The 25,395-nt window shown below is 56.6% G+C and carries 27 protein-coding genes; 24 read left to right on the plus strand and 3 right to left on the minus strand.

Annotation, left to right across the window (positions count from 1 at the left end):
- From FBY13_RS03775 to FBY13_RS03790, 3 genes are all read right to left on the minus strand, one after another.
- A complete protein-coding gene (locus FBY13_RS03775) occupies positions 1–519 on the minus strand; it encodes a DUF2778 domain-containing protein (RefSeq protein ID WP_145393513.1) in 519 nt (172 codons plus the stop codon).
- A gap of 750 nt (positions 520–1,269) precedes the next feature.
- Complete coding sequence (locus FBY13_RS03785; protein ID WP_145393515.1) at positions 1,270–2,814, minus strand: methyl-accepting chemotaxis protein; 1,545 nt, start codon at positions 2,812–2,814, stop codon at positions 1,270–1,272.
- 402 nt (positions 2,815–3,216) lie between these two features.
- Positions 3,217–4,503: an MFS transporter gene (locus FBY13_RS03790; RefSeq protein WP_145393517.1), complete on the minus strand. Its 1,287-nt coding sequence runs from the start codon at positions 4,501–4,503 to the stop codon at positions 3,217–3,219.
- A gap of 649 nt (positions 4,504–5,152) precedes the next feature.
- On the opposite strand from FBY13_RS03790, the gene FBY13_RS03795 reads away from it, so the two are divergent.
- The 24 genes from FBY13_RS03795 (at position 5,153) to FBY13_RS03910 (ending at position 25,395) form a co-directional block, all read left to right on the plus strand.
- Positions 5,153–5,743 (plus strand): DUF2778 domain-containing protein, encoded by a 591-nt coding sequence (locus FBY13_RS03795; RefSeq protein WP_370513127.1) that lies wholly within the window; start codon positions 5,153–5,155, stop codon positions 5,741–5,743.
- Positions 5,740–5,955, plus strand: coding sequence for a hypothetical protein (locus tag FBY13_RS03800; protein ID WP_063878265.1), 216 nt, complete (start codon positions 5,740–5,742; stop codon positions 5,953–5,955). Before FBY13_RS03795 ends, FBY13_RS03800 begins: the two co-directional genes overlap by 4 nt.
- A gap of 302 nt (positions 5,956–6,257) precedes the next feature.
- Positions 6,258–6,962, plus strand: a complete 705-nt coding sequence (locus FBY13_RS03805) for a PfkB family carbohydrate kinase (RefSeq protein ID WP_145393519.1) — start codon at positions 6,258–6,260, stop codon at positions 6,960–6,962.
- A 46-nt stretch (positions 6,963–7,008) separates the two neighbouring features.
- Positions 7,009–7,929: a dihydrodipicolinate synthase family protein gene (locus FBY13_RS03810; protein WP_145393521.1), complete on the plus strand. Its 921-nt coding sequence runs from the start codon at positions 7,009–7,011 to the stop codon at positions 7,927–7,929.
- A 49-nt stretch (positions 7,930–7,978) separates the two neighbouring features.
- Complete coding sequence (locus tag FBY13_RS03815; protein WP_096011517.1) at positions 7,979–8,470, plus strand: YhcH/YjgK/YiaL family protein; 492 nt, start codon at positions 7,979–7,981, stop codon at positions 8,468–8,470.
- Positions 8,467–9,756: an MFS transporter gene (locus tag FBY13_RS03820; RefSeq protein WP_145393523.1), complete on the plus strand. Its 1,290-nt coding sequence runs from the start codon at positions 8,467–8,469 to the stop codon at positions 9,754–9,756. The genes FBY13_RS03815 and FBY13_RS03820 overlap by 4 nt, the downstream gene beginning before the upstream one ends.
- Positions 9,757–10,253: 497 nt before the next feature.
- Positions 10,254–10,643 (plus strand): hypothetical protein, encoded by a 390-nt coding sequence (locus tag FBY13_RS03825; protein ID WP_109716634.1) that lies wholly within the window; start codon positions 10,254–10,256, stop codon positions 10,641–10,643.
- 66 nt (positions 10,644–10,709) lie between these two features.
- A complete protein-coding gene (locus FBY13_RS03830; RefSeq protein WP_145393525.1) occupies positions 10,710–11,771 on the plus strand; it encodes a class I SAM-dependent methyltransferase in 1,062 nt (353 codons plus the stop codon).
- Between the two features lie 53 nt (positions 11,772–11,824).
- On the plus strand, positions 11,825–12,547 hold the full coding sequence (locus FBY13_RS03835) for a beta-ketoacyl synthase chain length factor (protein WP_145393527.1): 723 nt from the start codon (positions 11,825–11,827) through the stop codon (positions 12,545–12,547).
- Positions 12,544–13,359, plus strand: coding sequence for a lysophospholipid acyltransferase family protein (locus FBY13_RS03840; RefSeq protein WP_370513128.1), 816 nt, complete (start codon positions 12,544–12,546; stop codon positions 13,357–13,359). The genes FBY13_RS03835 and FBY13_RS03840 overlap by 4 nt, the downstream gene beginning before the upstream one ends.
- A complete protein-coding gene (locus FBY13_RS03845; RefSeq protein WP_109716630.1) occupies positions 13,340–13,597 on the plus strand; it encodes a phosphopantetheine-binding protein in 258 nt (85 codons plus the stop codon). The genes FBY13_RS03840 and FBY13_RS03845 overlap by 20 nt, the downstream gene beginning before the upstream one ends.
- A gap of 12 nt (positions 13,598–13,609) precedes the next feature.
- Positions 13,610–13,861, plus strand: a complete 252-nt coding sequence (locus FBY13_RS03850) for an acyl carrier protein (protein WP_109716629.1) — start codon at positions 13,610–13,612, stop codon at positions 13,859–13,861.
- A gap of 6 nt (positions 13,862–13,867) precedes the next feature.
- Positions 13,868–14,446 carry a hypothetical protein gene (locus FBY13_RS03855; RefSeq protein WP_145393531.1) on the plus strand — a complete coding sequence of 193 codons (579 nt, stop codon included), beginning with the start codon at positions 13,868–13,870 and terminating at the stop codon, positions 14,444–14,446.
- On the plus strand, positions 14,446–15,807 hold the full coding sequence (locus tag FBY13_RS03860) for an AMP-binding protein (protein WP_145393666.1): 1,362 nt from the start codon (positions 14,446–14,448) through the stop codon (positions 15,805–15,807). Before FBY13_RS03855 ends, FBY13_RS03860 begins: the two co-directional genes overlap by 1 nt.
- A complete protein-coding gene (locus tag FBY13_RS03865; RefSeq protein WP_109716627.1) occupies positions 15,794–16,147 on the plus strand; it encodes a hydroxymyristoyl-ACP dehydratase in 354 nt (117 codons plus the stop codon). Before FBY13_RS03860 ends, FBY13_RS03865 begins: the two co-directional genes overlap by 14 nt.
- On the plus strand, positions 16,138–17,829 hold the full coding sequence (locus FBY13_RS03870; protein WP_145393533.1) for a glycosyltransferase: 1,692 nt from the start codon (positions 16,138–16,140) through the stop codon (positions 17,827–17,829). The genes FBY13_RS03865 and FBY13_RS03870 overlap by 10 nt, the downstream gene beginning before the upstream one ends.
- A gap of 3 nt (positions 17,830–17,832) precedes the next feature.
- Positions 17,833–18,255 carry a thioesterase family protein gene (locus FBY13_RS03875; RefSeq protein ID WP_145393535.1) on the plus strand — a complete coding sequence of 141 codons (423 nt, stop codon included), beginning with the start codon at positions 17,833–17,835 and terminating at the stop codon, positions 18,253–18,255.
- On the plus strand, positions 18,252–18,857 hold the full coding sequence (locus FBY13_RS03880; protein ID WP_145393537.1) for an outer membrane lipoprotein carrier protein LolA: 606 nt from the start codon (positions 18,252–18,254) through the stop codon (positions 18,855–18,857). Before FBY13_RS03875 ends, FBY13_RS03880 begins: the two co-directional genes overlap by 4 nt.
- Entirely contained in the window at positions 18,826–21,144 is a 2,319-nt protein-coding gene (locus tag FBY13_RS03885; protein ID WP_145393539.1) for an MMPL family transporter, read from the plus strand. Before FBY13_RS03880 ends, FBY13_RS03885 begins: the two co-directional genes overlap by 32 nt.
- Before the next feature lie 83 nt (positions 21,145–21,227).
- The gene (locus FBY13_RS03890; RefSeq protein ID WP_172897584.1) at positions 21,228–21,797 is read left to right on the plus strand and encodes a DUF3261 domain-containing protein; all 570 of its coding nucleotides are present in this window, start codon (positions 21,228–21,230) and stop codon (positions 21,795–21,797) included.
- A 1-nt stretch (position 21,798) separates the two neighbouring features.
- Positions 21,799–22,968 (plus strand): beta-ketoacyl-[acyl-carrier-protein] synthase family protein, encoded by a 1,170-nt coding sequence (locus FBY13_RS03895; protein ID WP_145393543.1) that lies wholly within the window; start codon positions 21,799–21,801, stop codon positions 22,966–22,968.
- Positions 22,965–23,441: a 3-hydroxy-fatty acyl-ACP dehydratase gene (locus FBY13_RS03900; RefSeq protein WP_145393545.1), complete on the plus strand. Its 477-nt coding sequence runs from the start codon at positions 22,965–22,967 to the stop codon at positions 23,439–23,441. Before FBY13_RS03895 ends, FBY13_RS03900 begins: the two co-directional genes overlap by 4 nt.
- The gene (locus FBY13_RS03905; protein WP_145393547.1) at positions 23,438–24,169 is read left to right on the plus strand and encodes a 3-ketoacyl-ACP reductase FabG2; all 732 of its coding nucleotides are present in this window, start codon (positions 23,438–23,440) and stop codon (positions 24,167–24,169) included. The genes FBY13_RS03900 and FBY13_RS03905 overlap by 4 nt, the downstream gene beginning before the upstream one ends.
- Entirely contained in the window at positions 24,166–25,395 is a 1,230-nt protein-coding gene (locus FBY13_RS03910; RefSeq protein WP_145393549.1) for a beta-ketoacyl-ACP synthase, read from the plus strand. Before FBY13_RS03905 ends, FBY13_RS03910 begins: the two co-directional genes overlap by 4 nt.

The raw sequence follows: 25,395 nt of genomic DNA on the forward strand, positions 1-25,395 counted from the left end.
TTACGGGCAAGCGCTGTAACCATTCGTTACCACCTCAATCCAGCCACGAGCCATGAGATCACGCATGCAAGGCACCTGAACAGGATCTGTTTTGAGGAGTGCATCTCTTATGCGCGAGTAGTCTGAATGATGTGGAATGGTTAAACATCCCTCTGAGACTTGCCCGGGATGGAGTCTGAATAATCCGCGGTAAACGCCTTCTGTCCATGTTCCGTCATCAATACTCAGGTCATCTTTGTACAAAGCAAACCACTCGTCGCGTCCAAAGGCCGTCCCATGGTAAAATTTATTCCATGCATCCTGAATTTGCGTCTTTGTTTTAGAAAATACGCCACCAGAGCCACGTTCTACAATCCAGTATTTACCCAGTGGTAACGGACCATTACTTTTAATGGCTCCACATGCACCGTGATTACGGTAGATACCATTGCCTGAAAAGGCCATGAAAACACCCACCCCATATAAATTAAAAGGCGCATAATCTGCACCATCAAGCGTCAACTTTCCGTGTAATGCCATGATATACCATTCCCTGATGAGGTTTGTGGCTTATCATATAAATGAAAAATTAAGTCATCAACTTTAGTCTTACGATTTTGAATTTATATTCAATTAATGTGGTGTGCATTTTATTTTTCGATTTTCTTTGTTAAGGACTGTCTTTACTGATGAGTTTTATGTGATTTTTATTTTAAATGGATTGGTTTTGTGTTTCTTGGTTTTCATTAATGAATAGTGTGAGTTGTATATCAGGTCAGTGGTTTATAAAAATTGTTTCAGTAAATCATATAATGAGGAGTGAAAACTATTTTTTCAGTAACAAAAGTGTAAATTGAAATTCACTGGCCTTCTGTAAAGGGCGGGCTAATAAGCCAACGGCGATCTTCTTATACAATAAACCGGTGATGGATGAAGGATAGCGCGGATTACGCCTCCGCGAATATAACGAAGGCCTCTGAATGACGTTACCCCAGCGAAACCTAAAACCCCACCGCTACCAACCCATAACCCCCCGCACAGATCAGATCACTACGCCGTGCCCGATTGAGGTCTTTCTCTGCGGTTTACGAAGCCAAAATCAGCGCATGCAGGCTACATATCATCACGCCGGTCAGTGCACAGGTTGCCACCGGAACATCGCACTGCCACTGCGCTGCGGGTCAGTTCATTCAGGGAGCCGTTACCGCTGACCATGCCGTCAGCGGGTTGCAGAATAACGGTGATCACTGCCGAGCGCGAATACGTCTGTAATCGGCAGTGTTTTTACATTCAGACTTTGAATGTCTCTACGGCGAGACGCAGCGTCTGAGCCTGTTCAGAAAGCGACTGTGAGGCGGCGGAAGACTCTTCAACCAACGCAGAGTTGTTCTGCGTTACACCATCCATCTGGCTGACCGCCACGCTCACCTGAGAGATCCCCTGCATCTGCTCAGCGGACGACAGGGCGATGCTATCCATTGATGTGGCCAGTTCGTCAACCAAATCGATCACTTTAAGAATATTTTGGCCTGTTTCATTCGCCACCGTAACGCCAGATTCCACCTGACCCACCGCCTGCTCAATGAGTGATTTAATGTCTTTTGCCGCCGTGGCACTTCGCTGTGCCAACGTCCTGACTTCCGCTGCCACCACGGCAAATCCACGTCCGCTTTCACCCGCGCGTGCCGCTTCTACTGCCGCGTTAAGCGCCAGAATATTCGTCTGAAATGCAATACTTTCGATGACAGAGGTAATATCTCTGACCTTAGACGCGCTTTGTGAAATTTCGCCCATGGTGCCTGACATACGGCGGACATCGTTTTCACCATTTTTTACGTGTAAAGCCGTATCCCTCGCGGCGTTGGCCGTCTGTCTGGCCATGGCGCTGTTACTCTGCACGGTGGCTGTCAGCTGTTCCATACTTGCCGCTGTCTGCTGGAGAGCAGCCGCCTGCTCTTCAGTGCGGGAAGCCAGTTCGTTGTTACCCTGTGAGATTTCGTTTGCTGAAAGCGCAACGGAAGCAGAGCCAGACTTAATGTCGGATACGACCCCGCGGAGCCGCGACTGCATACTGGACAAAGAGGCCATCAGGCTCCGGGTGTCATTTTTGCGTAGCTGAACCGCTGAGGTTAAATCCCCCTGAGAAATCGCATAGGCAAGGCGCTGTGCGGTCACAGGCTCACCACCCAGTTCACTCATCAGCTTACGAATCAAATAGATGCCTGTGGACAGGCCAAAAATGACCGCGACAGCTAACAGTACCAGTAAGATGACGTAAGCCTGTTCCGTCGTTTTACGGTTGGCACTGACGGCGTCATCAGATCGCTGCGTGAGCACCTGGCCCATGGCCGTCAGTCCGTCAATCAGGGGATTCTGGGCAGGTCTGACGGTATCCAGAAGAAACTTCACTGTCGCGGCGTTATTTTTCCCCAGCGCCAGTGGAACCGTATTACTGAATGATTCCAGTGCATCTTTTTCACTGCTTTTTATCGCTTCAAACGCTTTTATTTCTTCATTGTTGCCCGACTGGTCAATCATCTGCCCCAGTTGAGTGCTGCTGTCGACAAAGCGGGTCTTTAATTTTCCGAGCCGCGCAGATTGCTCCGCGATGCCTTTTTCATCGGTAAATAACGACAGATTCCTTACTGTAATGGCCATGTCGCGCTGGATAAGCGTCAGGTCTGTGATCAGTTTTGTTTTTTTCATATCTCCCTGAACGATGGATTCAAGGGCATTTTTGGACTGATACAAAGAATGAATAGCAACGACTATGCACAGGGAAAAGAAGACGATTAACGTACCAAAACCCGAGCCGAGCCGTGTTGAGATTTTCATAAATCTTTCCTGAAGAAGGGTGGGGAGACGACGATCTTTCGGCGCAGACTCGGCAATCTTTATCCCGGCCGTGATAATTAAAATGTAAGCAATCACGACATAAACTTTTACAGGAAAAACCCCTCTCGCGGGTCTGTTAATATTTCTTATTTATAGGTTTATTTATGGCTCGGCCCGCGGCAGAAAACGGCAGATTGCGAGTGGAAACCGCGTCGCGCCAGCATCTTGCTGAGCATCCGGTGGGGACAGGTTCACGCATTAGATTAATGCATCAGCGTCAGACGCCGGCGGATATCATCCCGCGCTTCCTTATCGGACTCTCACGCCGCCAGCGCTTCTCTTTAGATGAGAAAAAAGAGGCACGCCCCGCAGCGCACCTCCACGTCATATCACGCCACAACACTACGGCGATACGGCGAATCCTGCATCCGACGTTCCGGCATCCTTTGGCGCTTTGATCAAGATCCACAGCGCCGCCGCGCCAATCAAATCAAACACCGCCAGCGCAATGAAGAACGGGCCAAAGCCAATTATGCTGACGAACGCGCCGATAAACAGGTTAAAGATCAACTGACCCGACCAGGCACAGGCACCTGCCATCCCCACGGCGGTCGCCACCTCATCCTTTCTGAACAGATCCGCACCCAGCGTCGCGGCCACGGTAGAGAGCAACTGATGCGAGAATCCCCCAATGCTGATCAGCAACACGGCGATATAGGGGTTGTCAACAATGCTGACCAGGCCGATGGTGGTCATCAGCACCGCCCCGAGAGTAAAGGTAATGCGGCGAGAATTAATCAGGCCAATGCCACGATCGTTCAGAAACTTCGCCACGAACCCGCTGGCAAGGCAACCCAGATCGGCCATCAGGAAGGGCAGCCAGACGAACATAGCAATCTCTTTCAGGCTGAAGTGCAGGGTTTCCACAAAGAAAATCGGTACCCAGAAGTTAATGGTTCCCCATGCCGGATCGGCCAGAAACCGCGAGATGCCAATGCCCCAGAAATTACGCTGTTTCAGTATGCGTAATGCAGAGGTCTTTTCTTTCTTCCCGGTGTGAAGATGTTTTTCCTGACCGCTTTCAATGTAGGCGCGCTCTTCCGCCGACAGCCGTTTGGCCTCTTTAGGATCGTGATAAAAGATAAACCAGACAAAGGCCGCTACGATAGCCAGGCCGCCGGCAACGACAAATGCAAACTGCCAGCTGTGGAACATAATGCACCAGGCAATCAGCGGCGGGGCCAGCATCGCCCCAAAGGAGGTACCCATGTTAAATACCCCGGTGGCAATGCCTCGCTCCCTTGCGGGAAACCAGGTGGCCGCGGTTTTCACCCCGGCCGGAATCGCCGAGGCTTCACTAAAGCCCATAATGGCGCGCATACACGCCAGCCCCTGCCAGGAACCGATCAGAGAGTGAGCTAAGGTGGCCAGCCCCCAGACGATGGCGCAAAGAAAGAAGCCCAGCTTCAGGCCGATAGTATCAATTAACCATCCCATCACCGGCTGACCGATGGTATAAGCCAGCTGAAAGGCGCTCACCACCCAGGAATACTGCTCCTTGGTCATGTCCAGTTCTTTCATCATCGTCGGCGCGGCCACGCCCAACGCCGTGCGGTCGAGGTAATTAATGATCGTAATAAAGCACACCAGTAATATCATGTGCCATCTGTAATAGCGGATTGTTTTCATGATTGTTCCTTTATTGTTACCTTTTCCTCATGCTTTCGCTAAACAGGTAACATGATTGCTTAAATTAGATGTAGGTTAATTAATAGAGTGTTAGTTAATCTCATGATTGCATCTTGTTATTATTGGGTAAGCGATTTTGCAATAAACGCATAATCGAGTGGTGTGATTACGCGCATTGTTTAATATCGTGAAAATAACTTTCGGTAAATAATGTGATCGGCGTAACCGACATGGCTACAGCGACTAAATGGCGAGATGCGGGTTTGGCATCATGTTAACGCTAAGCTGTTCAGCCATAACGCCATGACGAAAGCCTTTTACTGGCGGGCAGAAGGGAAGGTTCCTTACAGGTTGATGGGCTGTTTACATTTTTTTATTTCGCCGGGATTTAGGCGTTACGTTAATTATCACGATGGATTTTAAGTCTGATGGTTAATAAAGCCGTCTTTAGTTGTTAACGCGAATAAGATCGGGGCGTTATATACACATTCAAATGTTATTCTCTTTTGGTAACTTAACCTGCCAGCGCAGGTGTTTTTATGTTTTACAAAAAATAAAAATAGAGGGCGACGTTCAGCGTTGGTGAACATAATAACCTGCAGGAAGGCGCTTTAACTTTATAAGAGGAATCTTAAAAGGTAGTCGTTTGATGTTGAACAGGGTTTCAGTATTATTTTCAGCTTGTGCCACCTCTAAAGGACGTGAGATGCAAATCTGTACGATGGACTATGATCGTCTCTCGCCAGACGGAAAAAGGGTTAAGCTTGACTGCTATGGCATCGGTTCATTTGATGTTTTGTCAGGCATCGACCGCTATATCAATAACCCTGACTGTTCAGATATCGAAAAGGCCGCGATCCCGCCGGGCACATACTGGATAGTCGATCGTCCGAAAGGGAGCGTGCTAAACCAACTGCGTGCAGAAGTGATTGATGCTTATCATTTGTACAAAAATCATCATTCCGAATGGTTTGGTTTATACAACACAGAAACCATGAGTGATCATGTTTACGTCAATGGCACACGGCGGGGCAGCTTTCGTCTCCATCCTTTGAACAGCGACGGCACCGGTGTGTCATGGGGCTGCGTAACGCTGTACAGCTCATCGGAGTTTCAAACCCTCAGAAATGCGTTGCTGCGGATACCCAAGATAAAAGTGCCGGGCGGGAAAGACCTGATGGCTTATGGCCGCCTTGATGTGCGCGGCATTCCAGATTTTAGTCAGTGTGGTGTGAGATGAAAATTGCGGTATTCATTATTGTGTTGCTGGCGGCTTTTGTGCTGATCCCGGATAGCTGGATCAACACGTTATTTATGAGCCATATCACCATCGAAGGCGATGGCGAAGAGGCGATGAACAGTTATTCGTTTACGTTCATCGTGGTTAAGTTCGTACTATCGCTCGTGCTGGCTGTCCTGGCCTCGTGGGGATACCGAAAGCTAAAACGTTAGCCCGCCGCACATGCCTGGCAGGACGCACTTACAGAGGCTTACCGCGGCCAGGCGTTTCCTGAACAGGATGATCTCCATTCAACGCGCGTTTGCGGGTATTTCCCGCCGTTACCGCCCGAAGACAGTTTGTCGCGAATCACACCTGCCGCTTTTCAGCCCTCACACTGCCCGTCTTGATAATGCCGTAGCGGCTGACTCGTTGACTTCCGTTTGCTTCCGTTTTTCCCCGGGTGCTGAGATCTGCATCACTTTCATGCCGCGTGCGCTCCCTTACGCTTAACGGCCAGGCTGGAGGGGCGGAAATGTTTCTGGAAGAACGACGCAATCAGATTTTGCAATGGCTGGACGAACATGAACGCAGCACCGTTAACGGGCTGGCGAGTCAGTGGCGTGTCACGCGGAAAACCAGGCGCAGACAGGGCAAGGTCTGCATTCCGGGTGCATGTCATGTGGACAGCGTCGCCAGGATGGCGCGATTTCCTAAAAGTGGTGAATCGCCGATGGCGCACAGCAGCACCTCTGGGCCAGGCGGCAAGGGGGCCAGGCAGGCGATGGCCGCCAGCCGCGCCGGATCGCGCGTTCATTTGGTTGCCAAAGTCGGCACCGAAGGGGTCAGCCAGTTCGCGTTTGATCACCTTTCGTCATCAGACATTCACTCTTTCCGTTTATACCAGACCGATACCGAACCCACGGGCAGCGCCATCCTCGATGTCTCGCAGGAAAACGGCGAGAACATGATTGCTGCCTGTTCCGGGGCCAGTAAAACCCTGACGGATGCCGGGATTGCCGGGCTAACCCACGCATTCACCGAGGCGGATGTTCTGCTGCTGGATGATCCGCATTTTTACGCTATTCCCGCTTTTCCGGCGCTCAGTGTGAACACCACCGGCGCGGGCGATGCCTTTACGGCGCGCTGGCCGCCACCCGGGCATCGGGCCGTCGCGCGGGAAGGCGCAAGCACTATGCCCAAACGGCATCAGGCTGTCACCCGACTTAATCAACGATAACCCGACGTAACGCAACCGCCGCGCGCTGGCGCTGGCAGGAGAAACCATGAAAAAGATTGAAGGTATTGTCCCGGTCATGCGGACCCCGTTCACCCCGGATGATCAGATCGATTATCCCGGCCTGTCACGCCTGATCGACTGGTATCTGGCGCAGGGCGTGGACGCGCTGTTTGCGGTGTGTCAGTCGAGTGAAATGCAGTTTCTCAGCCTGGAGGAGCGCGTTGCGCTGGCGCGTTTTGTGGTGGAGAAAGTGCAGGGCCGCGTGCCGGTGATTGCCTCCGGCCACATCAGCGATGGGTTAACCGAGCAAACTCAGGAGCTGCAGGCGATGGCCGGAACGGGCATTGATGCTCTGGTGCTGGTCACCAATCATCTTGATCCGCAGAATCAGGGAAGTGAGACGTTTTATGCTCACCTCAATCATCTCCTCGCGGCGCTACCGACCGATCTTCCGTTAGGGCTCTACGAGTGCCCGGCACCGTATCGTCGCCTGCTCAGCGATGAAGAGTTCAGCTTCTGCGCCAACAGCGGCCGCTTTGTGGTACTGAAAGACGTGAGCTGCGATCTGCCCACGGTACAGCGTCGCGTCAGGCTGGCCGAAGGCACGCCGTTGGCGGTAATCAACGCCAACGCGGCCATTGCGTGGCCCGCTATCCAGGCCGGTTCGCGCGGTTTCAGCGGCGTGTTCACTAACTTTCATCCAAACCTGTATGTCTGGCTTTATCACCAGGGCGCACAACAGCCTGAAAAAGCCCATGAGCTGTCGCTGTTCCTGTCACTGAGCGCCGTCACCGAAACCCTGGGCTATCCCAAAAACGCCAAAATTTATCACCAGCGCCTGGGCACCTTTACCAGCGAGCACTGCCGCGTCAACCGGGACAACGTGCTGGAGAAATGCTGGGGACTGAGCGTATTGCTTGACCAGATTCGCGAAGGCAGTGCGCTGTGGCAGTCACGCCTTTTATAACAATCGCTTTACGCTGCTTATGCATCGGTTTACCACAGGGGAAAACACCATGATTGTATGCGATCAACTTGACTGGGCGCGCGAGCGCCATGCGTTTCATCCCATCGTTGACCAGGCGATTCGCTGGATTGCGGCCAACGATTTCAGCCAGATGGAAACGGGAAAATACGATTTACTGCCTGACAACCAAATGTTCTGCCTGCTGCAGGAAATGGAGACCGAGCCTGCCAGCGCCCGCCGGGCCGAATCCCATTTTCGCTATGTCGATATCCAGTACCTGCTGGCCGGACGTGAAACGATCGGCGTGACGCGTGCCCAGCCGCAGCATGTGATAGCGGAAGACCGTCGGATTGAAAACGATGTCGTGTTTTATCAGGACATCACGGATGAATACAGCATCGCGCTGACGCCAGGGCAGTTTGCGCTGTTCTTTCCCCACGATATTCATCGCCCTGGCTGCGCGTCTCCGCTGGCCCAGCCTGTCCGCAAGGCGGTGATTAAAATTCATCTCGATCTGTTTGCCGTGCAGGCGTTGCCATGAAGCCTTCTGCAACGATGTCAGAGACGACGGTGAGCGAGCAGGGCACGCTGAAAGGGCGACTGCGCTGGGGCATCGTTACGCTGTTACTGCTGGCGGCGATAGTGAATTACCTGGACCGCGCCAACCTCAGCATTGCCAACACCACCATTGCGGCGGAATTTGGCTTTTCCCAGACCGAAATGGGCTTACTGTTGTCGGCGTTTCTCTGGCCCTATGCGCTGGCGAACCTGCCTGCGGGCTGGCTGGTGGACAAACTCGGCCCCAAAAAGATGTTCTCCTGGGCGCTGGGACTGTGGTCGGGTTTTACCGTGCTGACGGCGTTTGCCAACAGCTACAGCTATTTCTATGGTCTGCGTATGCTGCTGGGCGTGTCTGAATCCCCGTTCTTTACCTCGGGGATTAAAATCACCCACCGCTGGTTTGGTGACAGTGAACGCGGGTTGCCCACCGCGATTATCAATACCGGTTCGCAAATTGCCAATGCCATTGCGCCGCCCATCCTCACCGTGCTGTTACTGACGTTGGGCTGGCGCGGCATGTTCGTTGCGATCGGTGTGATGGGGCTTCCCCTGCTGCTGGCGTGGTGGAAATTCTATCGCGATCCCGATGCCCGTGAGGATGCGCTGCTGCATGCCGGACAATACAGCGCGGCCACACCGCAAGAGAAAACCGCGGTTCGCTGGCGGTCGCTGTTCCGACACAGCACCACCTGGTTTATGGTGATCGGCAATTTCTCTATTATGTTCACGATTTGGGTTTATCTGACCTGGCTGCCGGGCTATCTGGAAAAATCGCTGGGCTTCAGCCTGAAAGCCACGGGCTGGATTGCCTCTATTCCGTTTCTGGCCGGTATTCTGGGCGTGCTGGTTGGCGGCATGCTCTCGGACAATCTGGTGCGCCGGGGCGTCAAAGCCATCACCGCGCGCAAAGTCCCTGTCGTTTCAGGGGCTGCTCTGGCCGCCTGCTTCGTGGCACCGATTCCGTTCGTCGACAGCACGCCGCTGGCAATTAGCTTGCTGTCCCTGGGCTATTTTTTCTCGCAAATGCCGCAGGGCGCGCTCTGGACGCTGGCCAGCGATATTGCGCCGAAGTCACAGGTTGCCTCGCTGGGGGCGATTCAGAACTTTGGCGGCTTCCTGGGGGCGGCGATGGCGCCCATCGTGACCGGCATTATTCTGGATACCACGGGGAAATTCACCAATGTGTTTCTGCTCGGTGCCGCGCTGCTGATGCTGGGCGCGCTGAGCTATGGCCTGTTTGTGCGTAAGCCACTGCAGGCAAGCTAACAAGCCCAACCCTGGCGGCCAGCCAGGGTTGCACCAGGTGGCAGCCCACGCTGACGGTTATCGCTGACAGGGTTTACCTTCTGTTAACGAGGGCTGACGTGAGATGTACCAGTACGAAACCGTTTAACGCGGCAATCGGCAGAGCAGGGTGCAGATAACGCCGGTTCAGGATGATCGGCGCATCGATTGCCCTTAAAGAAAATGATTCATCCAGACGGGGGCGTTTTCTCCGTCTGTCATCGTCTTTTCTATTCGGGTTAACCTCTTTGCCCGGCGCGTAATTATCGTTTTTTCTCTTCCAGACAATAAATCGGTTTAATTAAATTCTGTTGAACTAAAAGAGAAAATATAACAACATTGCGGCCGTTTATCATGGCATCACAGACGAGGCACCGCGTTTAAATTAACGCAAATAAGCCCTGCATGATGAATCTCAATAATCATTTTCACGCTAATTATTGTTGTCCTTATTTACTTCACACAGACAGGTATGTTGAATGAAAAAGTCTATGAAATGGTTTGCCGCCCTCGCGGTCGTTGGGGCGTTGGCAGGCTGCGCACGTACCGCGCCGCTTGAGAAAATTCATACCACCCTTACTGCAGGTCATACTCAGGATCAGGTCAAAAACGCCATTTTAAAAGCCGGTGTTCAGCGTCAGTGGATCATGACCCAGGTCGCACCGGGCGAGATCAAAGCGCGTCAGCAGGTTCGTGACCACATGGCGGAAGTGCGGATTACCTACTCGGCGACAGGCTACGATATCCTCTACGACCACAGCACCAATCTGCTGGCGTCAGGCGGACAAATTCATAAAAGCTATAACCGCTGGGTGCAAAACCTGGACAAAGATATTCAGGTTAACCTGTCTGCGGGCGCAAATTTATAATGATGTCTAAAGTCGGGCCTGCAATGGCCCGATACTACTCCTTTGACTCAGCAGGTTTTCTCAGCCATGTATGAAAAAGATTCGCTCAGCGCACTGGATGCGATTACTGAAGCACAACGTATCGCTTTTGCGCCGATGCTTTTTCAAACCGCGTTGTGTTTGCGGAATACGGGCGTGCTGGAGTATCTGGATAAGCAGGGAAAACGCGGCGCGACGCTTGAAGCCATTACCGCAAACAGCGCGATCAATGACTATGCCGTCAGTGTCCTGCTGGATATGGGGTTAAGCGGACGTATCGTTACGCATCAGGATGGACACTATTATCTGGCGAAAGTCGGTCATTTTCTGCTGCATGACCCGATGACGCGCGTGAATATGGATTTCACTCAGGATGTGTGTTACCAGGGGCTGTTTCACCTGCAGCGCGCGCTGGAAGAGGGCAAACCTGCCGGATTACAGGTTTTTGGCGACTGGCCCACGATCTATCCCGGATTAGCGCAACTGCCCGAAGCGGCGCGCAACAGCTGGTTTGCGTTCGATCATTACTATTCCGACGCGGCCTTTGACGCGGCACTGCCGTATGTGTTCGCCAGCGGTCCCGCTGCCCTGTACGATGTCGGCGGAAATACCGGTAAATGGGCAATCCGCTGCTGCCAGTATGACAACGCGATAGCGGTAACCCTGTTAGATTTGCCGCCACAAATTGCACTGGCCCGTGAAAATATCGAAAATGCAGGCTTTTCTCATCGCATCGCCTTCCATGAAGTCGATATGCTTTGCGACGCGCCATTACCCGCAGAAGCCGATGTCTGGTGGATGAGTCAGTTTCTGGACTGCTTTTCGCCTGAACAAATCGTCAGGATGCTGCGCCGCGTTGCCGACGTGATGAAACCCGGCGCGAAGCTGTTCATCATGGAACTGTTCTGGGATGCACAGAAATTTGAAGCGGCCTCATTTAGTCTCAATGCGTCTTCGCTTTATTTTACCTGTATGGCCAACGGCAACAGCCGTTTCTACAGCGTAGAGCGGTTTTATCACTATCTGGACACAGCAGGCTTCCAGGTTGATGAACGCCATGACGGGCTGGGCGTGGGTCATACGTTATTGCAATGCCAGAAGAAATCATAACAACACGGCGATAACCGCCCTGAGTATCACCTGAATATCGCGGACGCGCGTTGATGAAATTTGCATTAAACATTGTTGACTGGCAGGCCCGGGCCCCAGGATTAAGCGAAACGACAGAGTGGCTGGAATGGGCTTGGCTGTCGCACGCCATCGATCCTGCGGCACCGCAGGCAAAGCTGACCGAACTGCCGATGATGACCGCGCGCCGCCTCAGCGCTGGCAGTAAGCTGGCGGTGGAGTGCGGGCTGTCGATGCTGCGTCAGCATGAAATCGACGCCGTGCTTTATACCAGCCGTCACGGCGAGCTGGAACGCAACTTCCGCATTTTGCAGGCGCTGGCGACAGGCCAGGCGCTTTCGCCAACCGATTTTGCCCTGTCCGTACACAACTCCGCTGTGGGCTGCCTGACCATTGCCGCGAAGAAACCGATTGTGTCTTCGTCGCTGTCCGCCGGTCAGGACACCTTTCAGCAGGGGCTGTGTGAGGTGATGTGCCTGCTCCAGGCGGGCTATCAGCGCGTGTTAATGGTCGATTTTGACGGGGCGATGCCAGCGTTTTATCAGACGCATCTCTCATCAGAAACCCCAATGTGGCCGTTTGCCGTCGCGCTGGTGATTGAAGCCGGTGACGCCTTAGCGTGCGAAACCCGGCCAACGCGTACAGCGGAACAGACCGCGCTGCCGCAAAGCCTGCTGTTTTTACAGCACTACCTGCAAGCGGCCGCCACCTTTGCCCTGCCAGGCGAGCGGGTTGACTGGCACTGGAGCCGCCGATGAGCAGGCCATTTTCGCGCCTTAACCGGGCATGGCGACGGGTCATGACCGGTTTTTGCTTTGCCCTGTTCGGCGTCGGTGGACTGCTACTGTCTGTGGTGTGGTTTAACCTGCTGTTACTCGTGGTATGGGATAAAGGCCGCCGTCGCCGCATCGCCAGGCGCACGATTGCCGCCAGTTTCCGCTTCTTTTTAAGCGTAGCAAAAGGCGTCGGCGTGCTGGATTACCGTATGCGCGGGATTGAGCATTTGCGCCAGGATCGCGGCTGTCTGGTGGTCGCCAATCATCCGACGCTCATCGACTATGTGCTGCTGGCCTCGGTGATGCCGGAAACCGACTGCCTGGTCAAGGGCGCGCTGTTGAAAAACCCGTTCGTCAGCGGCGTCATCCGGGCAGCGGATTATCTGATCAACAGTCAGGCCGATGCATTACTGCCCGCCTGTCGGCAACGGCTGGCGCAGGGCGACACGATTTTGATTTTCCCGGAAGGGACACGTACGCGGCCCGGCGAACCCATGACGCTGCAACGTGGCGCGGCCAATATTGCCGTGCGCTGTGGCAGTGATTTACGCGTAGTGCTTATTCACTGTAGTGAGCATCTGCTGGATAAGCACAGCAGATGGTATGACGTTCCGCCCGCCAAACCGATGTTTAGCGTTGAGGTGCGGGAACGGATCGCGATCGATCAGTTTTACGATGCAGACTTACAAGAACCGGCACTGGCGGCACGGCAGTTGAACCGGCATCTTTTGCTTCAATTACAACCAGGTTGTTCACCTTTTTCAGGAATTAATGATGCAAGCGCTTTACCTTGAAATCAAAAATCTCATTATAACGACGCTGAATCTCGACGAACTGTCGCCCGACGATATTGATACCGATGCGCCGCTGTTTGGCGATGGCTTAGGGCTGGACTCCATCGACGCGCTTGAGTTGGGGCTGGCAGTAAAAAATGCCTACGGGGTGGTTCTCTCGGCGGAAAGCGAAGAGATGCGCCAGCACTTTTTCTCCGTTGCCACGCTGGCATCGTTCATCCACGCGCAACGTGCCTGAGGAGACGCCGTCATGACAGAACAAAACGCCATTTACGAAGAGGTCTCCGCGCTGTTGGTTAAGCTGTTTGAGACCGATCCGCAGGACATTTCCCCCGAGGCGCGGCTGTACGAGGATCTGGAGCTGGACAGCATTGATGCGGTCGACATGATCGTGCATCTGCAAAAGAAAACCGGCAAGAAAATCAAGCCGGAAGAGTTCAAAGCCGTGCGTACCGTGCAGGATGTTGTCGACGCGGTTGAACGTCTGCTGAAAGAAGCCTGATTCGCGATGTCGGCTACGCGCGCGTTGCCAGTCGTCAAGCTGCTGACCGGCTTACTGCTGCTGGCCTGGCCCTTTGTCATCGGGTTCGGCCTGGCGCATAACAGCCTGCACTGGTTGCTACCGCTGATGGCGCTTCTTCTTTTATTACGTCTGCGCCAGACCCGGCGCAAAACGGGGCCGCTGCGCGTCATTACCCAGGTGGTGGCGGTAGCCGGCATCATCCTGTGCGTCGCCAGTCTGCTGCTGAAAACGCACCAGCTACTGCTTTTTTACCCGGTGGTGGTCAATGGCGTCATGCTGGCGGTATTTGGCGGCTCCCTGTGGTCAACCATGCCGCTTGTCGAACGGTTGGCCAGAGTCAGTGAACCCGATCTGCCTGAAAAAGGCGTGCGTTATACCCGGCGGGTGACGCAGGTCTGGTGCGTCTTTTTCATCATCAACGGCAGCATCGCGCTCTTTACCGCGCTGTATGGCGATATGACGCTATGGACGGCCTGGAACGGGATGATTTCCTATCTGCTGATGGGCTCGCTGATGGCGGGCGAGTGGCTGGTCCGCCGCAAGATAACAGAACGAGATGGATGATGAAGCAGACGCTTACACTGACACAGTGGCTCACTGCGCCGCGACCGGCTGCGCTGCCCGTCGCCTGGCTGGACGACCGCATCTGGACGCTGGGACATCTGCGCCAGGATGTGGCCTGCCTGATCGCCTTACTGCAGCAGCAGGACGGTCAGCGCTGGGCGTTGTGTTTCGAGGACAGCTACTTATTTATCGTGGCCCTGCTGGCGACGTTGCACGCCGGTAAAACGCCCGTCATCCCCGGCCATTGTCGTGTGCCCTTACTGAACGAGCAGCAGGCCCTGTTTGACGGCGTGCTGAGCGAAAAAACGCTTAGCTGGCAGGGGCCGCTGCTGGTTGTCAGCAGTTCGATGACGATCGCCTCACCGTCTCAACATTTTCCCGCCCTGCGCGACGATGCCGAAATAGAACTCTTTACCTCCGGCTCGACGGGGCAGCCCAGGCGGGTAGTGAAGTCTGTGGCGAGTCTGGATAACGAAGCCGCCCTGCTGGCTGCCCGCTTTGCCGGGCGGCTGACCGGCTGTCGGGTGGTGGCCTCGGTCGTGCCGCAGCACCAGTACGGCCTGACATTTCGTATCATCCTGCCCATGGCGCTGGGGTTACCGCTGCATGCGGCGATGCTCTGGTATGCCGAACAGTTTGCGGCCTTAAGCCACGATTATCAGTATGCCTTTATCAGTAGCCCGGCGTTTCTGAAACGCCTCGATCGCCAGCTCAGGCCGCCGCCGGTCGCCATGGTATTTTCCGCGGGTGGCATGTTACCCTGGCAGGATGTTTCACAAGCCGCTGACTGGATGCATATCTGGCCAGATGAAATTTATGGCAGCACGGAAACCGGCATCCTCGCCTGGCGCTATCGTCAGCATGACGACGTAACCTGGCAACCCTTTGAGGGTGTCCATTTTCATCAGGAAGACGACACATTACGTGTGTTTTCGCCGCTGATTGCCGACAGAGACGGCCTGTTGCTCGACGATATCCTGCATATCGAACAGGACGGCCAGTTCCGGCTGGCGGGACGGCGGGGCAGCGTCGTTAAAATCGAAGAAAAGCGCATTTCGTTGAGCGACGTCGAACAGCGGCTGTTAGCGCTGGACGGCATCCGCGAGGTGGCGGCGGTGGCGGTCTCGCGTCGCGGCCGACAGGGCGTAGGCGTGGTGCTGGTGCTGGACGATGAAGCACGGCAACGCTGGCAGGAACACGGCGGTAAGCTGCAGGAGCTGGCCTGGCGACGTGCGTTGTTGCCCTGGCTGGAACCCGTTGCCGTGCCCCGTTACTGGCGGGTGATGGATGCGATCCCGGTCAACAGTATGAACAAGCGTGTCTATGCGCAGTTACAGGAGTTGTTTCATGAAACCCCGTGAAATTGAGCGCCATCAGGCACAGCCCCATCAGGTTGAGATGGTTTTATACCTTGATCCTTCGCTGTTCTGGTTCAAAGGGCATTTTGCCGTGCAGCCGCTGCTGCCCGGTGTGGCACAGATGGACTGGGTGATGCACTACGCCAGCACGCTGCTGGCGCCCGGCTGGCGTTTTCACAGCATTCAGAACGTGAAGTTTCAGTCTCCGCTGCTGCCGGAAAGCACCGTTACGCTGACGCTGAGCTGGCAGGAAGCGCGCCAGATGCTGACCTTTAGCTATCACCGCCACGACGGTGAGGCGCGTCATGCCGCCAGCAGCGGTAAGATTCGGTTATGTCGTTAACCTTTTCCCCTTGTGTGCTGATCCCCTGTTACAACCACGGCGCCATGATGGCGTCGGTGCTGGCCCGCCTGCAGCCGTTTGATCTGCCGTGTATCCTGGTGGACGATGGCAGCGATGCCGCCACGCGGGACGTGCTGGATCGGCTGGCCGCCGAAAACACCACGCTGACGCTGGTTCGCCTGGCGGAAAACGCCGGTAAGGGCGCGGCGGTACTGCGTGGTATGCAGGTGGCGGCGGCGGCCGGTTTTACCCATGCCGTGCAGGTTGATGCCGACGGTCAGCATGCGATTGAAGATATCCCCAGGCTGCTGGCGCTGGCGCAGCAGCACCCCGATGCGCTGATTTCCGGTCAGCCAGTTTATGACGACTCCATTCCCCGCTCGCGTCTTTACGGGCGCTGGATAACCCACGTCTGGGTGTGGATCGAAACGCTGTCGCTGCAGCTGAAAGACAGCATGTGCGGCTTCCGCGTCTATCCGTTAGCGCCGACACTTCGGTTAGCGCAGCGCGCGACGCTCGGTCAGCGGATGGATTTTGATACCGAAGTGATGGTGCGGCTCTACTGGCAGGGCAATAACAGCTACTTTGTGCCGACCCGCGTGACTTATCCACAGGACGGCCTGTCGCATTTTGACGCCATCAAAGACAACGTACGCATTTCCCTGATGCACACCCGGCTGTTTTTCGGCATGTTACCGCGTATCCCTTCCTTGCTGTTTCGCCGTTCGCCCCAGCACTGGGCGCGACAGAAAGAGGTGAAAGGGTTGTGGGGGATGCGCCTGATGCTGCTGGTGTGGCGACTGCTGGGCCGTAACGCCTTTGCGCTTTTGCTGTATCCGGTCGTCGGCGTTTACTGGCTCACGGCGGCCACGGCGCGCAGAGCCTCACAGAACTGGATGGCCCGCGTGCGTGCGCAGTTGTTGATGCGACAGCAGCCGCTGCCGGAAAACCTCAACAGCTACCAGCATTTTCTGCGCTTTGGCAACGTGATGCTGGATAAAATTGCCAGCTGGCGCGGCGAACTGCATTTTGGCCGAGACGTCGTTTTTGCGCCGGGCGCGGAAGCCAGGCTCGACCTTAGCCATCCCCAGGGCAAGCTGCTGCTGGCCTCGCACCTGGGCGATGTGGAAGCCTGCCGGGCGCTGGCGCAATTAAAGGGCAGCAAAACCATCAACGCGCTGGTGTTTAGCGATAACGCCCAGCGCTTTAAACAGATTATGGAAGAGATGGCACCGCAGGCCGGGCTGAACCTGATGCCGGTGACCGACATCGGCCCGGACACCGCCATGCTGCTGAAAGAGAAGCTGGACCGTGGCGAGTGGATTGCCATCGTGGGCGATCGCATCGCGGTAAATCCGCAGCGCGGCGGGGAATGGCGCGTCTGCTGGAGCCCGTTTATGGGCCAGCCCGCGCCTTTTCCGCAGGGGCCGTTTATTCTGGCTTCCATCCTGCGCTGCCCGGTTAACCTGATCTTCGCGCTGCGCCAGCAGGGAAAACTGCATATCCACTGCGAGCCGTTCGCCGATCCCCTGCTGTTGCCCCGCGCCGATCGTCAAAACGCCCTGCAGCAGACCATCGATCGCTATGCCGAACGCCTTGAGCACTACGCGCTCCAGTCGCCGCTCGACTGGTTTAACTTTTTCGATTTCTGGCAACTGCCAGATAGCAAAGACAAGGAGTAAAGGGTGCTTAACGATCCCCGTTTTACTGTCGACGTAGCGATAACGATTCCCTTTCATGATGTCGATATGATGGGCGTGGTCTGGCACGGTAACTATTTTCGCTACTTCGAAATCGCCCGCGAGGCGCTGCTGAATCAGTTCGACTATGGCTACCGACAGATGAAAGCGTCCGGCTACGTCTGGCCGGTGGTGGATACGCGAGTCAAGTACCGCCATCCGGTAACTTTCGAACAGCGCATTCGCGTGCGGGCCCGCATCGAGGAGTTCGAAAACCGCCTGCGCATTGGTTATGAAATTTTCGATGCCGAAAGCGGTAAGCGCACCACCACGGGCTACACCATTCAGGTGGCGGTGGATGAGAGCAGCCGGGAGATGTGCTTTGTCTGCCCGGCGATCCTGTTTGAACGTATGGGAGTGACGCCATGAGAGGCCTGTTATTACTGGCGCTGTTGATCAGCCCCTTTGTCAGCGCCCTGACGCTCGACGATCTGCAACAGCGCTTTACCACCCAGCCGGTGATCCGCGCACACTTCGATCAGATCCGCACGATCAAGGACATGCCGCAGCCGCTAAAATCGCAGGGCACGATGCTGATCGCCCGGGATCAGGGATTGCTGTGGGACCAAACCCGTCCCTTCCCGATGCAGCTGCTACTGGATGACAAACGCATGGTACAGGTGATCAACGGCCAGCCGCCGCAGACCATCACCGCCGACAACAACCCGCAAATGTTCCAGTTTAACCACCTGCTGCGAGCGCTGTTCCAGGCGGATCGCAAGGTGCTGGAACAGAACTTTCGCGTTGACTTTGCTGATCGCGGCGAAGGCCGCTGGACGTTGCGCCTGACGCCAGTTACCACGCCGCTGGATAAGATCTTCACCAGCATCGATCTGAGCGGCAACACCTATCTGCAGCATATTCAGCTGAACGATAAGCAGGGCGACCGCACGGACATTACCCTTTCTCAACATCAACTGACGCCAGCGCAACTGACTGATGACGAACGCCAACGCTTTGCCGCCCCGTAAGCGGCCCGCGCTGCTGTGGGGGCTGGCCTGCCTGATCATGGCGGCCGTGCTGCTCATGCTGCTGCCGCAGGCCCGGCTGAACAGTAGCGTGCTGGCGATGCTGCCGAAACAGGCGCTGGGAGCGATCCCGCCCGCCCTGAACGACGGCTTTATGCAGCGTCTCGATCGTCAGCTGGTCTGGCTGGTCAGCCCCGGTAAGCAGGCCGATCCGCAGGTGGCGCAGGCCTGGCTGGCACTGTTGCAGAAATCTGGCGCGCTGGCCGAGGTGAAAGGCCCGATGGATGCCCGTAGCCAGCAGGCCTGGGGCACCTTTTTCTGGCAGCATCGTAACGGGCTGATCGACAGCGAAACGCGGCAGCGACTGCAAAACGGCGGCGAGGCCCAGGCCCAATGGGTCCTCTCTCAGCTCTATTCCGCGTTTTCCGGCGTCAGCGGCAAAGAGTTGCAAAACGATCCCTTGATGCTGACGCGGGGATCGCAGCTGGCGATGGCCAAAAATGGTCAACGGCTGCGCCTGATGGACGGCTGGCTGGTGACGCAGGATAGCCAGGGCAATAACTGGTATTTGCTGCACGGTGAGCTGGCCGGATCGTCGTTTGATATGCAGCAGACGCATAAACTGGTGACCACGCTGGGCGCGCTGGAAAAAACGCTGAAAGCAGCCTACCCGCAGGCACAGCTGTTATCACGCGGTACGGTGTTTTACAGCGATTACGCCAGCCAGCAGGCGAAGCAGGATGTTTCCACGCTGGGCCTGGCCACGGTGCTCGGCGTGCTGCTGCTGATTCTGGCCGTGTTCCGCTCGGTGCGTCCGCTGCTGCTGTGCCTGCTCTCCATCGCCATGGGCGCGCTGGCAGGCACCGTCGTCACGCTGCTGGTGTTTGGCGAACTGCACCTGATGACGCTGGTCATGAGTATGAGCATCATCGGCATTTCGGCGGACTACACGCTCTACTATCTGACCGAACGCATGGTGCACGGGGCCGAAACCTCGCCGTGGCAGAGCCTGGCGAAAGTGCGTAATGCGCTGTTGCTGGCGCTGCTGACCACGGTTGCCGCGTACCTGATTATGATGCTTGCGCCTTTCCCCGGCATTCGTCAGATGGCGGTCTTTGCGGCGGTGGGCCTGAGCGCCGCCTGCCTGACGGTGGTGTGCTGGCATCCCTGGCTGTGCCGTGGTTTGCCTGTCCGTCCGGTGCCCGCCATGGTGCTGATGCTGCGCTGGCTGGCCGCATGGCGGCGTAACACCGTGCTGTCTGTGGGGCTGCCGGTGGCGCTGGCACTGTTCTCGCTGGCGGGCATCGCAACCTTGCGCGTGGACGATGATATTTCACAGCTCCAGGCGCTGCCACCGCATATTCTGGCGCAGGAAAAAGCCATTACTGCGCTGACCGGGCAGAGCGTCGATCAAAAATGGTTTGTGGTGTACGGCAACAGCGCGCAGCAGACACTGACGCGACTGGAAGCCTTTACGCCCGCACTGGAACGCGCCAGAGCGCAGGGGCTGATGAGCGGTTATCGAACGCTTCCCCTGAATTCGCTGGCACGCCAGGCGCAGGATCTGACCTTGCTGAAAACAGCCGCGCCCGCCGTCACTCGCGCGTTGAGTCAGGCCGGCTTAGCGACGGCTAACCCCGATCTCAGTCCGATGCCGGTCAGCGTTGAGGCCTGGCTTGCCAGCCCGGCGAGCGAAGGCTGGCGGCTGCTGTGGTTGACGCTCAAGGGCGGTGAGAGCGGCGTGCTGGTGCCGGTTGAGGGGGTGAAACAGAGTGCTGCCCTGAATGCGCTAAGCCAAAGCGTTCCCGGCGTCGCCTGGGTTGACCGCAAAAGTACCTTTGACGCACTGTTTGCGCTGTACCGCCACATCCTGACCGGCCTGCTGCTGGTTGCGTTGGCGGTGATTGCCTGTGGCGCGGTGATGCGGCTGGGCTGGCGCAAAGGCGCGCTCAGTCTGGTGCCTTCCGTACTGTCACTGAGCTGCGGTCTGGCGGCACTGGCCTTCACCGGCCATGCGGTCAACCTGTTTTCGCTGCTGGCGTTGGTGCTGGTGCTGGGTATCGGCATCAACTACACGCTGTTTTTCAGTAATCCACGCGGCACGCCGCTGACCTCAATGCTGGCCATTACCCTGGCGATGATGACCACGCTGCTGACGCTCGGCATGTTGGTTTTCAGCGCAACCCAGGCCATTAGCAGTTTTGGCATCGTGCTGGTGAGCGGTATCTTCACCGCCTGGCTGCTGGCACCGCTGGCGATGCCGACGAAAAGAGAGAAAAAAAGACGATGATCAACCAGACTTTACGCATGCTGAAAAAACGCCTTGCACAAAGACAGGCCATGCCGGCGCCGGTTTGCGGCCGCCGCGTGTCCATGGGAGGCTGTCTGGTGGTTGCCGCTGCGCTGATGCTGGCCGGGTGCAGCCATTCAACCCACCGCCCGCAAAATCGCCCGCAGGCATGGCTGGCACCGGGCGCGCGCGTTACGCTGCCAGCGCCGGGGATCGCGCCGTCAATCCGTTCCCAGCAGCTCCTGACCGGCCGTTTTCATGGTAAAAGCCAGTCGCTGCTGGTGATGCTCAATGCGGATGATAAAAAAATCACGCTGGCGGGGCTGTCATCGGTGGGGATTCGCCTGTTCCTGGTCACTTACGATCGCCAGGGATTGCACACCGAGCAGTCGATTGTGGTGCCGCAGTTGCCACCTGCCAGTCAGGTGCTGGCAGACGTGATGCTCAGCCACTGGCCGATTAGCGCCTGGCAGCCCCAGTTGCCCAAAGGCTGGACGCTGAAAGACAACGGGGATAAGCGCGAACTGCGCGACGCCAGCGGCACGCTGGTGACTGATATCACCTATCTGAACCGTCAGGGCAAGCGCGAACCCATCAGCATTGAGCAGCACGTTTTTAAATACCACATCACCATTCAATACCTGGATGACTGAGATGATCTACGTTTCTGCCGTGGGCATGATTAACGCGCTGGGCAAGGATAACGATGAGGTCGCCATGAACCTGGTGCGCGGCGTGGCACCCGGTATGCGGGCGCGGAGCGGCTGGTTACAGGCGCATCCGCACGCCGTGCTGGCGGGCGTGGAAGGGGAGCTGCCGGTTATCCCGGAGGCATTCCGTGCACACCGCTCGCGCAATAATAAGCTGCTACTGGCCGCGCTGGCACAGATCCAGCCTGAGGTCGATAAGGCGATTGCACACTATGGTCGCGATCGCGTCGCCGTGGTGCTGGGCACCAGTACATCCGGGCTGGACGAAGGGGATGTGCACGTCAACCTGACGTTGAATCAGCAGCAGAGCACCGCGTGGTGCTATCCGCAGCAGGAACTGGGCGATCCCTCACGTTTTCTCAGCCACTGGCTGGCGCTTGACGGTGCGGCTTTTACGCTGTCCACCGCCTGCTCGTCCAGTGCCCGCGCCATCATTAGCGGTCGCCGTCTGATTGAGGCCGGGCTGGCTGATGTGGCGATTGTCGGTGGAGCAGATACGCTGAGCCGCATGCCGGTCAACGGCTTTCACAGCCTGGAATCGCTTTCCCCCACGCTGTGCCAGCCGTTCGCCCGCGACCGCAGCGGAATAACGATTGGTGAAGGCGCCGCGTTGATGCTGTTAACCCGTGAGCCGCAGCCGATTGCGCTGCTGGGCGTGGGCGAATCAAGCGACGCATACCATATTTCGGCCCCTCATCCTCAGGGGGAAGGGGCGATCCGCGCCATCAGTCAGGCCCTGAACGAAGCCGGGATTTCACCCGCAGCGGTGGGCTATATCAACCTGCATGGCACCGCCACCGCGTTAAACGATCAGATTGAATCCAGCGTGGTGAGCGAACTGTTTGGTGAGCAGGTGCCCTGCAGTTCAACCAAACATCTGACCGGGCACACGTTGGGTGCAGCGGGTATTACCGAGGCGGCGCTCAGCATGCTGATCCTGCAACGCGATCTGCCGTTACCGCCGCAGGATTTCAGCCTGTCGCCGCGCGATCCTGAGCTGCCGCCCTGTGGCATCATCGAACGGCCTCAGCCGCTGACGCGCCCGGTTATTCTGTCAAACTCCTTTGCCTTCGGCGGTAACAACGCCAGCATTCTGCTTGGGAAACTCTCATGAGCCACTATTTATCCCCCGGTGACTATCTGCCGCATGACGCGCCCATGCTGTTGCTCGAACAGGTCGACAGCGTGACGGACGAGACCGCCGCCTGCCTGGTTGCGGTGTCGGCAGACAGCCTGCTGGCCCCTTTTCTCGATCCCGATGGCAACCTGCCGGGTTGGTATGCGCTGGAGTTAATGGCGCAGACCGTCGGCGTCTGGTCGGGATGGCATCGCCATCAGCAGGGCCAGGCCAGTATCTCCTTAGGCATGGTGCTGGGCGCACGGGAGTTAATCTGTGGGGCAGGCATTCTGCCGAGTGGCGCAATGCTGACCGTGAAGGTCAAACTGCTGGTGCGGGATGAGCGCGTCGGCAGCTTTGAATGCGCCATTGAGGCTGACGGCGACACGCTGGCAACCGGCCGGGTGAATACCTTTCAGCCCAGCGCCGAAGAACTTCATTCTCTATTTCAACAAGGAGCGTCTTCATGAGTCGTTCAGTTTTGGTGACCGGTGCCAGCAAAGGAATTGGTCGTGCCATCGCCCGTCAGTTGGCGGCGGACGGCTTCGTGACTGGCGTTCATTATCATCATGATGTCGCGGGGGCGCAGCAGACGCTCGATGACATCGTTGCCGCCGGTGGCGCGGGGCGGCTGCTTCAGTTTGACGTGTCGAATCGCCAGCAGTGCCGCGACGTGCTGGAACAGGATAATGACGTGTACGGCCCCTGGTACGGCCTGGTCAGCAACGCCGGGATCGCCCGTGATGCGGCCTTTCCGGCATTGAGCGAGGACGACTGGGATCAGGTGATCCACACCAATCTGGACAGTTTTTACAACGTGATTCAGCCCTGCATCATGCCGATGATTAGCGCCCGTCAGGGCGGTCGCATTATCACGCTCTCCTCCGTGTCCGGGCTGATGGGCAATCGCGGCCAGGTAAACTACAGCGCGGCTAAAGCCGGTATCATCGGGGCCACCAAGGCGCTGGCGATTGAACTGGCTAAGCGCAAAATTACCGTCAACTGTATCGCGCCGGGGCTGATTGATACCGGGATGACCGAGATGGAAGCGACGGCGCTGAAAGAAGCGATGTCCCTTATCCCGATGAAGCGGATGGGGCAAACGGAAGAAGTAGCCGGGCTTGCCCGCTACTTAATGTCGGATATTGCGGGTTACGTGACGCGCCAGGTTATTTCCATCAACGGAGGGATGTTATGACACGTCGTGTTGTGATTACCGGCATGGGCGGCGTCACCGCCTTTGGCGAAAACTGGCAGGCCGTGTCCGCCAGGCTGCTGGCGTATGAAAACGCGGTGCGCAAAATGCCGGAGTGGCAGGTTTACGACGGGCTGCATACCTTGCTGGGAGCCCCGGTTGATGACTTCAGTGTGCCGGATCACTATACCCGCAAACGCATCCGCTCCATGGGCCGCGTGTCGTTAATGTCCACCCGCGCGACCGAGCTGGCGCTGGAGGACGCGGGATTGATTGGTGATCCCGTGCTGACCAATGGCGAAACCGGCATTGCTTACGGCTCGTCGACCGGCAGCACCGGCCCGGTGAGCGAATTCGCCACCATGCTGACGGAAAAGCACACCAATAACATTACGGGCACCACCTATGTGCAGATGATGCCGCACACCACCGCCGTAAATACCGGGCTGTTTTTCGGCCTGCGCGGCCGGGTTATCCCCACGTCCAGCGCCTGCACCTCAGGCAGTCAGGCGATTGGCTACGCGTGGGAAGCGATTCGCCACGGTTATCAGACGGTGATGGTCGCCGGTGGCGCAGAAGAGTTGTGCCCGTCGGAAGCCGCAGTGTTTGATACACTTTTCGCCACCAGCCAGCGCAATGATGCGCCGAAAAGCACGCCGTCGCCGTTTGATGCACAACGTGATGGTCTGGTCATCGGTGAGGGCGCAGGCACGCTGATCCTGGAAGCGCTGGAGCATGCGAAAGCGCGCGGCGCGACAATCTATGGCGAGATTATTGGCTTCACGACCAACTGCGATGCTGCCCATATTACTCAGCCGCAGCGCGAAACCATGCAGATCTGCATGGAGAAGTCGCTCACCATGGCTGGCCTGAGCCCGCAGGACATTGGCTATATTTCCGCCCACGGCACCGCGACCGACCGGGGCGATCTGGCAGAAAGTCAGGCCACGGCGGCGATTTATGGCAATCAGGTGCCCATCTCGTCCCTGAAAAGTTATTTCGGTCACACGCTGGGTGCCTGCGGTGCGCTGGAAGCCTGGATGAGCCTGCAAATGATGCGCGAGGGCTGGTTTGCCCCCACGCTGAATCTGAGCCAACCGGACACGAGCTGCGGCGAACTGGACTACATCATGGGGCAATCCCGCAACATCGATTGTGAGTTTTTGCAGAGTAATAACTTTGCGTTTGGCGGCATTAACACCTCCATCATTATCAAACGCTGGCACTGA

The organism is Pantoea sp. SJZ147 (genome assembly GCF_007828605.1).
GTDB lineage: Bacteria > Pseudomonadota > Gammaproteobacteria > Enterobacterales > Enterobacteriaceae > Pantoea > Pantoea allii.

Bases quoted from the DNA above. Each gene is read 5' to 3' on its own strand.
- FBY13_RS03850 (WP_109716629.1), top strand. From the start codon at position 13,610: ATGACAGAACAAAACGCCATTTACGAAGAGGTCTCCGCGCTGTTGGTT.
- FBY13_RS03880 (WP_145393537.1), top strand. From the start codon at position 18,252: ATGAGAGGCCTGTTATTACTGGCGCTGTTGATCAGCCCCTTTGTCAGC.
- FBY13_RS03910 (WP_145393549.1), top strand. From the start codon at position 24,166: ATGACACGTCGTGTTGTGATTACCGGCATGGGCGGCGTCACCGCCTTT.
- FBY13_RS03845 (WP_109716630.1), top strand. From the start codon at position 13,340: ATGCAAGCGCTTTACCTTGAAATCAAAAATCTCATTATAACGACGCTG.
- FBY13_RS03815 (WP_096011517.1), top strand. From the start codon at position 7,979: ATGATTGTATGCGATCAACTTGACTGGGCGCGCGAGCGCCATGCGTTT.
- FBY13_RS03885 (WP_145393539.1), top strand. From the start codon at position 18,826: ATGACGAACGCCAACGCTTTGCCGCCCCGTAAGCGGCCCGCGCTGCTG.
- FBY13_RS03855 (WP_145393531.1), top strand. From the start codon at position 13,868: ATGTCGGCTACGCGCGCGTTGCCAGTCGTCAAGCTGCTGACCGGCTTA.
- FBY13_RS03795 (WP_370513127.1), top strand. From the start codon at position 5,153: ATGTTGAACAGGGTTTCAGTATTATTTTCAGCTTGTGCCACCTCTAAA.
- FBY13_RS03805 (WP_145393519.1), top strand. From the start codon at position 6,258: ATGTTTCTGGAAGAACGACGCAATCAGATTTTGCAATGGCTGGACGAA.
- FBY13_RS03775 (WP_145393513.1), bottom strand. From the start codon at position 519: ATGGCATTACACGGAAAGTTGACGCTTGATGGTGCAGATTATGCGCCT.
- FBY13_RS03860 (WP_145393666.1), top strand. From the start codon at position 14,446: ATGAAGCAGACGCTTACACTGACACAGTGGCTCACTGCGCCGCGACCG.
- FBY13_RS03865 (WP_109716627.1), top strand. From the start codon at position 15,794: ATGAAACCCCGTGAAATTGAGCGCCATCAGGCACAGCCCCATCAGGTT.
- FBY13_RS03785 (WP_145393515.1), bottom strand. From the start codon at position 2,814: ATGAAAATCTCAACACGGCTCGGCTCGGGTTTTGGTACGTTAATCGTC.
- FBY13_RS03825 (WP_109716634.1), top strand. From the start codon at position 10,254: ATGAAAAAGTCTATGAAATGGTTTGCCGCCCTCGCGGTCGTTGGGGCG.
- FBY13_RS03905 (WP_145393547.1), top strand. From the start codon at position 23,438: ATGAGTCGTTCAGTTTTGGTGACCGGTGCCAGCAAAGGAATTGGTCGT.
- FBY13_RS03890 (WP_172897584.1), top strand. From the start codon at position 21,228: ATGGGAGGCTGTCTGGTGGTTGCCGCTGCGCTGATGCTGGCCGGGTGC.
- FBY13_RS03790 (WP_145393517.1), bottom strand. From the start codon at position 4,503: ATGAAAACAATCCGCTATTACAGATGGCACATGATATTACTGGTGTGC.
- FBY13_RS03830 (WP_145393525.1), top strand. From the start codon at position 10,710: ATGTATGAAAAAGATTCGCTCAGCGCACTGGATGCGATTACTGAAGCA.
- FBY13_RS03900 (WP_145393545.1), top strand. From the start codon at position 22,965: ATGAGCCACTATTTATCCCCCGGTGACTATCTGCCGCATGACGCGCCC.
- FBY13_RS03820 (WP_145393523.1), top strand. From the start codon at position 8,467: ATGAAGCCTTCTGCAACGATGTCAGAGACGACGGTGAGCGAGCAGGGC.
- FBY13_RS03895 (WP_145393543.1), top strand. From the start codon at position 21,799: ATGATCTACGTTTCTGCCGTGGGCATGATTAACGCGCTGGGCAAGGAT.
- FBY13_RS03870 (WP_145393533.1), top strand. From the start codon at position 16,138: ATGTCGTTAACCTTTTCCCCTTGTGTGCTGATCCCCTGTTACAACCAC.
- FBY13_RS03835 (WP_145393527.1), top strand. From the start codon at position 11,825: ATGAAATTTGCATTAAACATTGTTGACTGGCAGGCCCGGGCCCCAGGA.
- FBY13_RS03800 (WP_063878265.1), top strand. From the start codon at position 5,740: ATGAAAATTGCGGTATTCATTATTGTGTTGCTGGCGGCTTTTGTGCTG.
- FBY13_RS03810 (WP_145393521.1), top strand. From the start codon at position 7,009: ATGAAAAAGATTGAAGGTATTGTCCCGGTCATGCGGACCCCGTTCACC.
- FBY13_RS03840 (WP_370513128.1), top strand. From the start codon at position 12,544: ATGAGCAGGCCATTTTCGCGCCTTAACCGGGCATGGCGACGGGTCATG.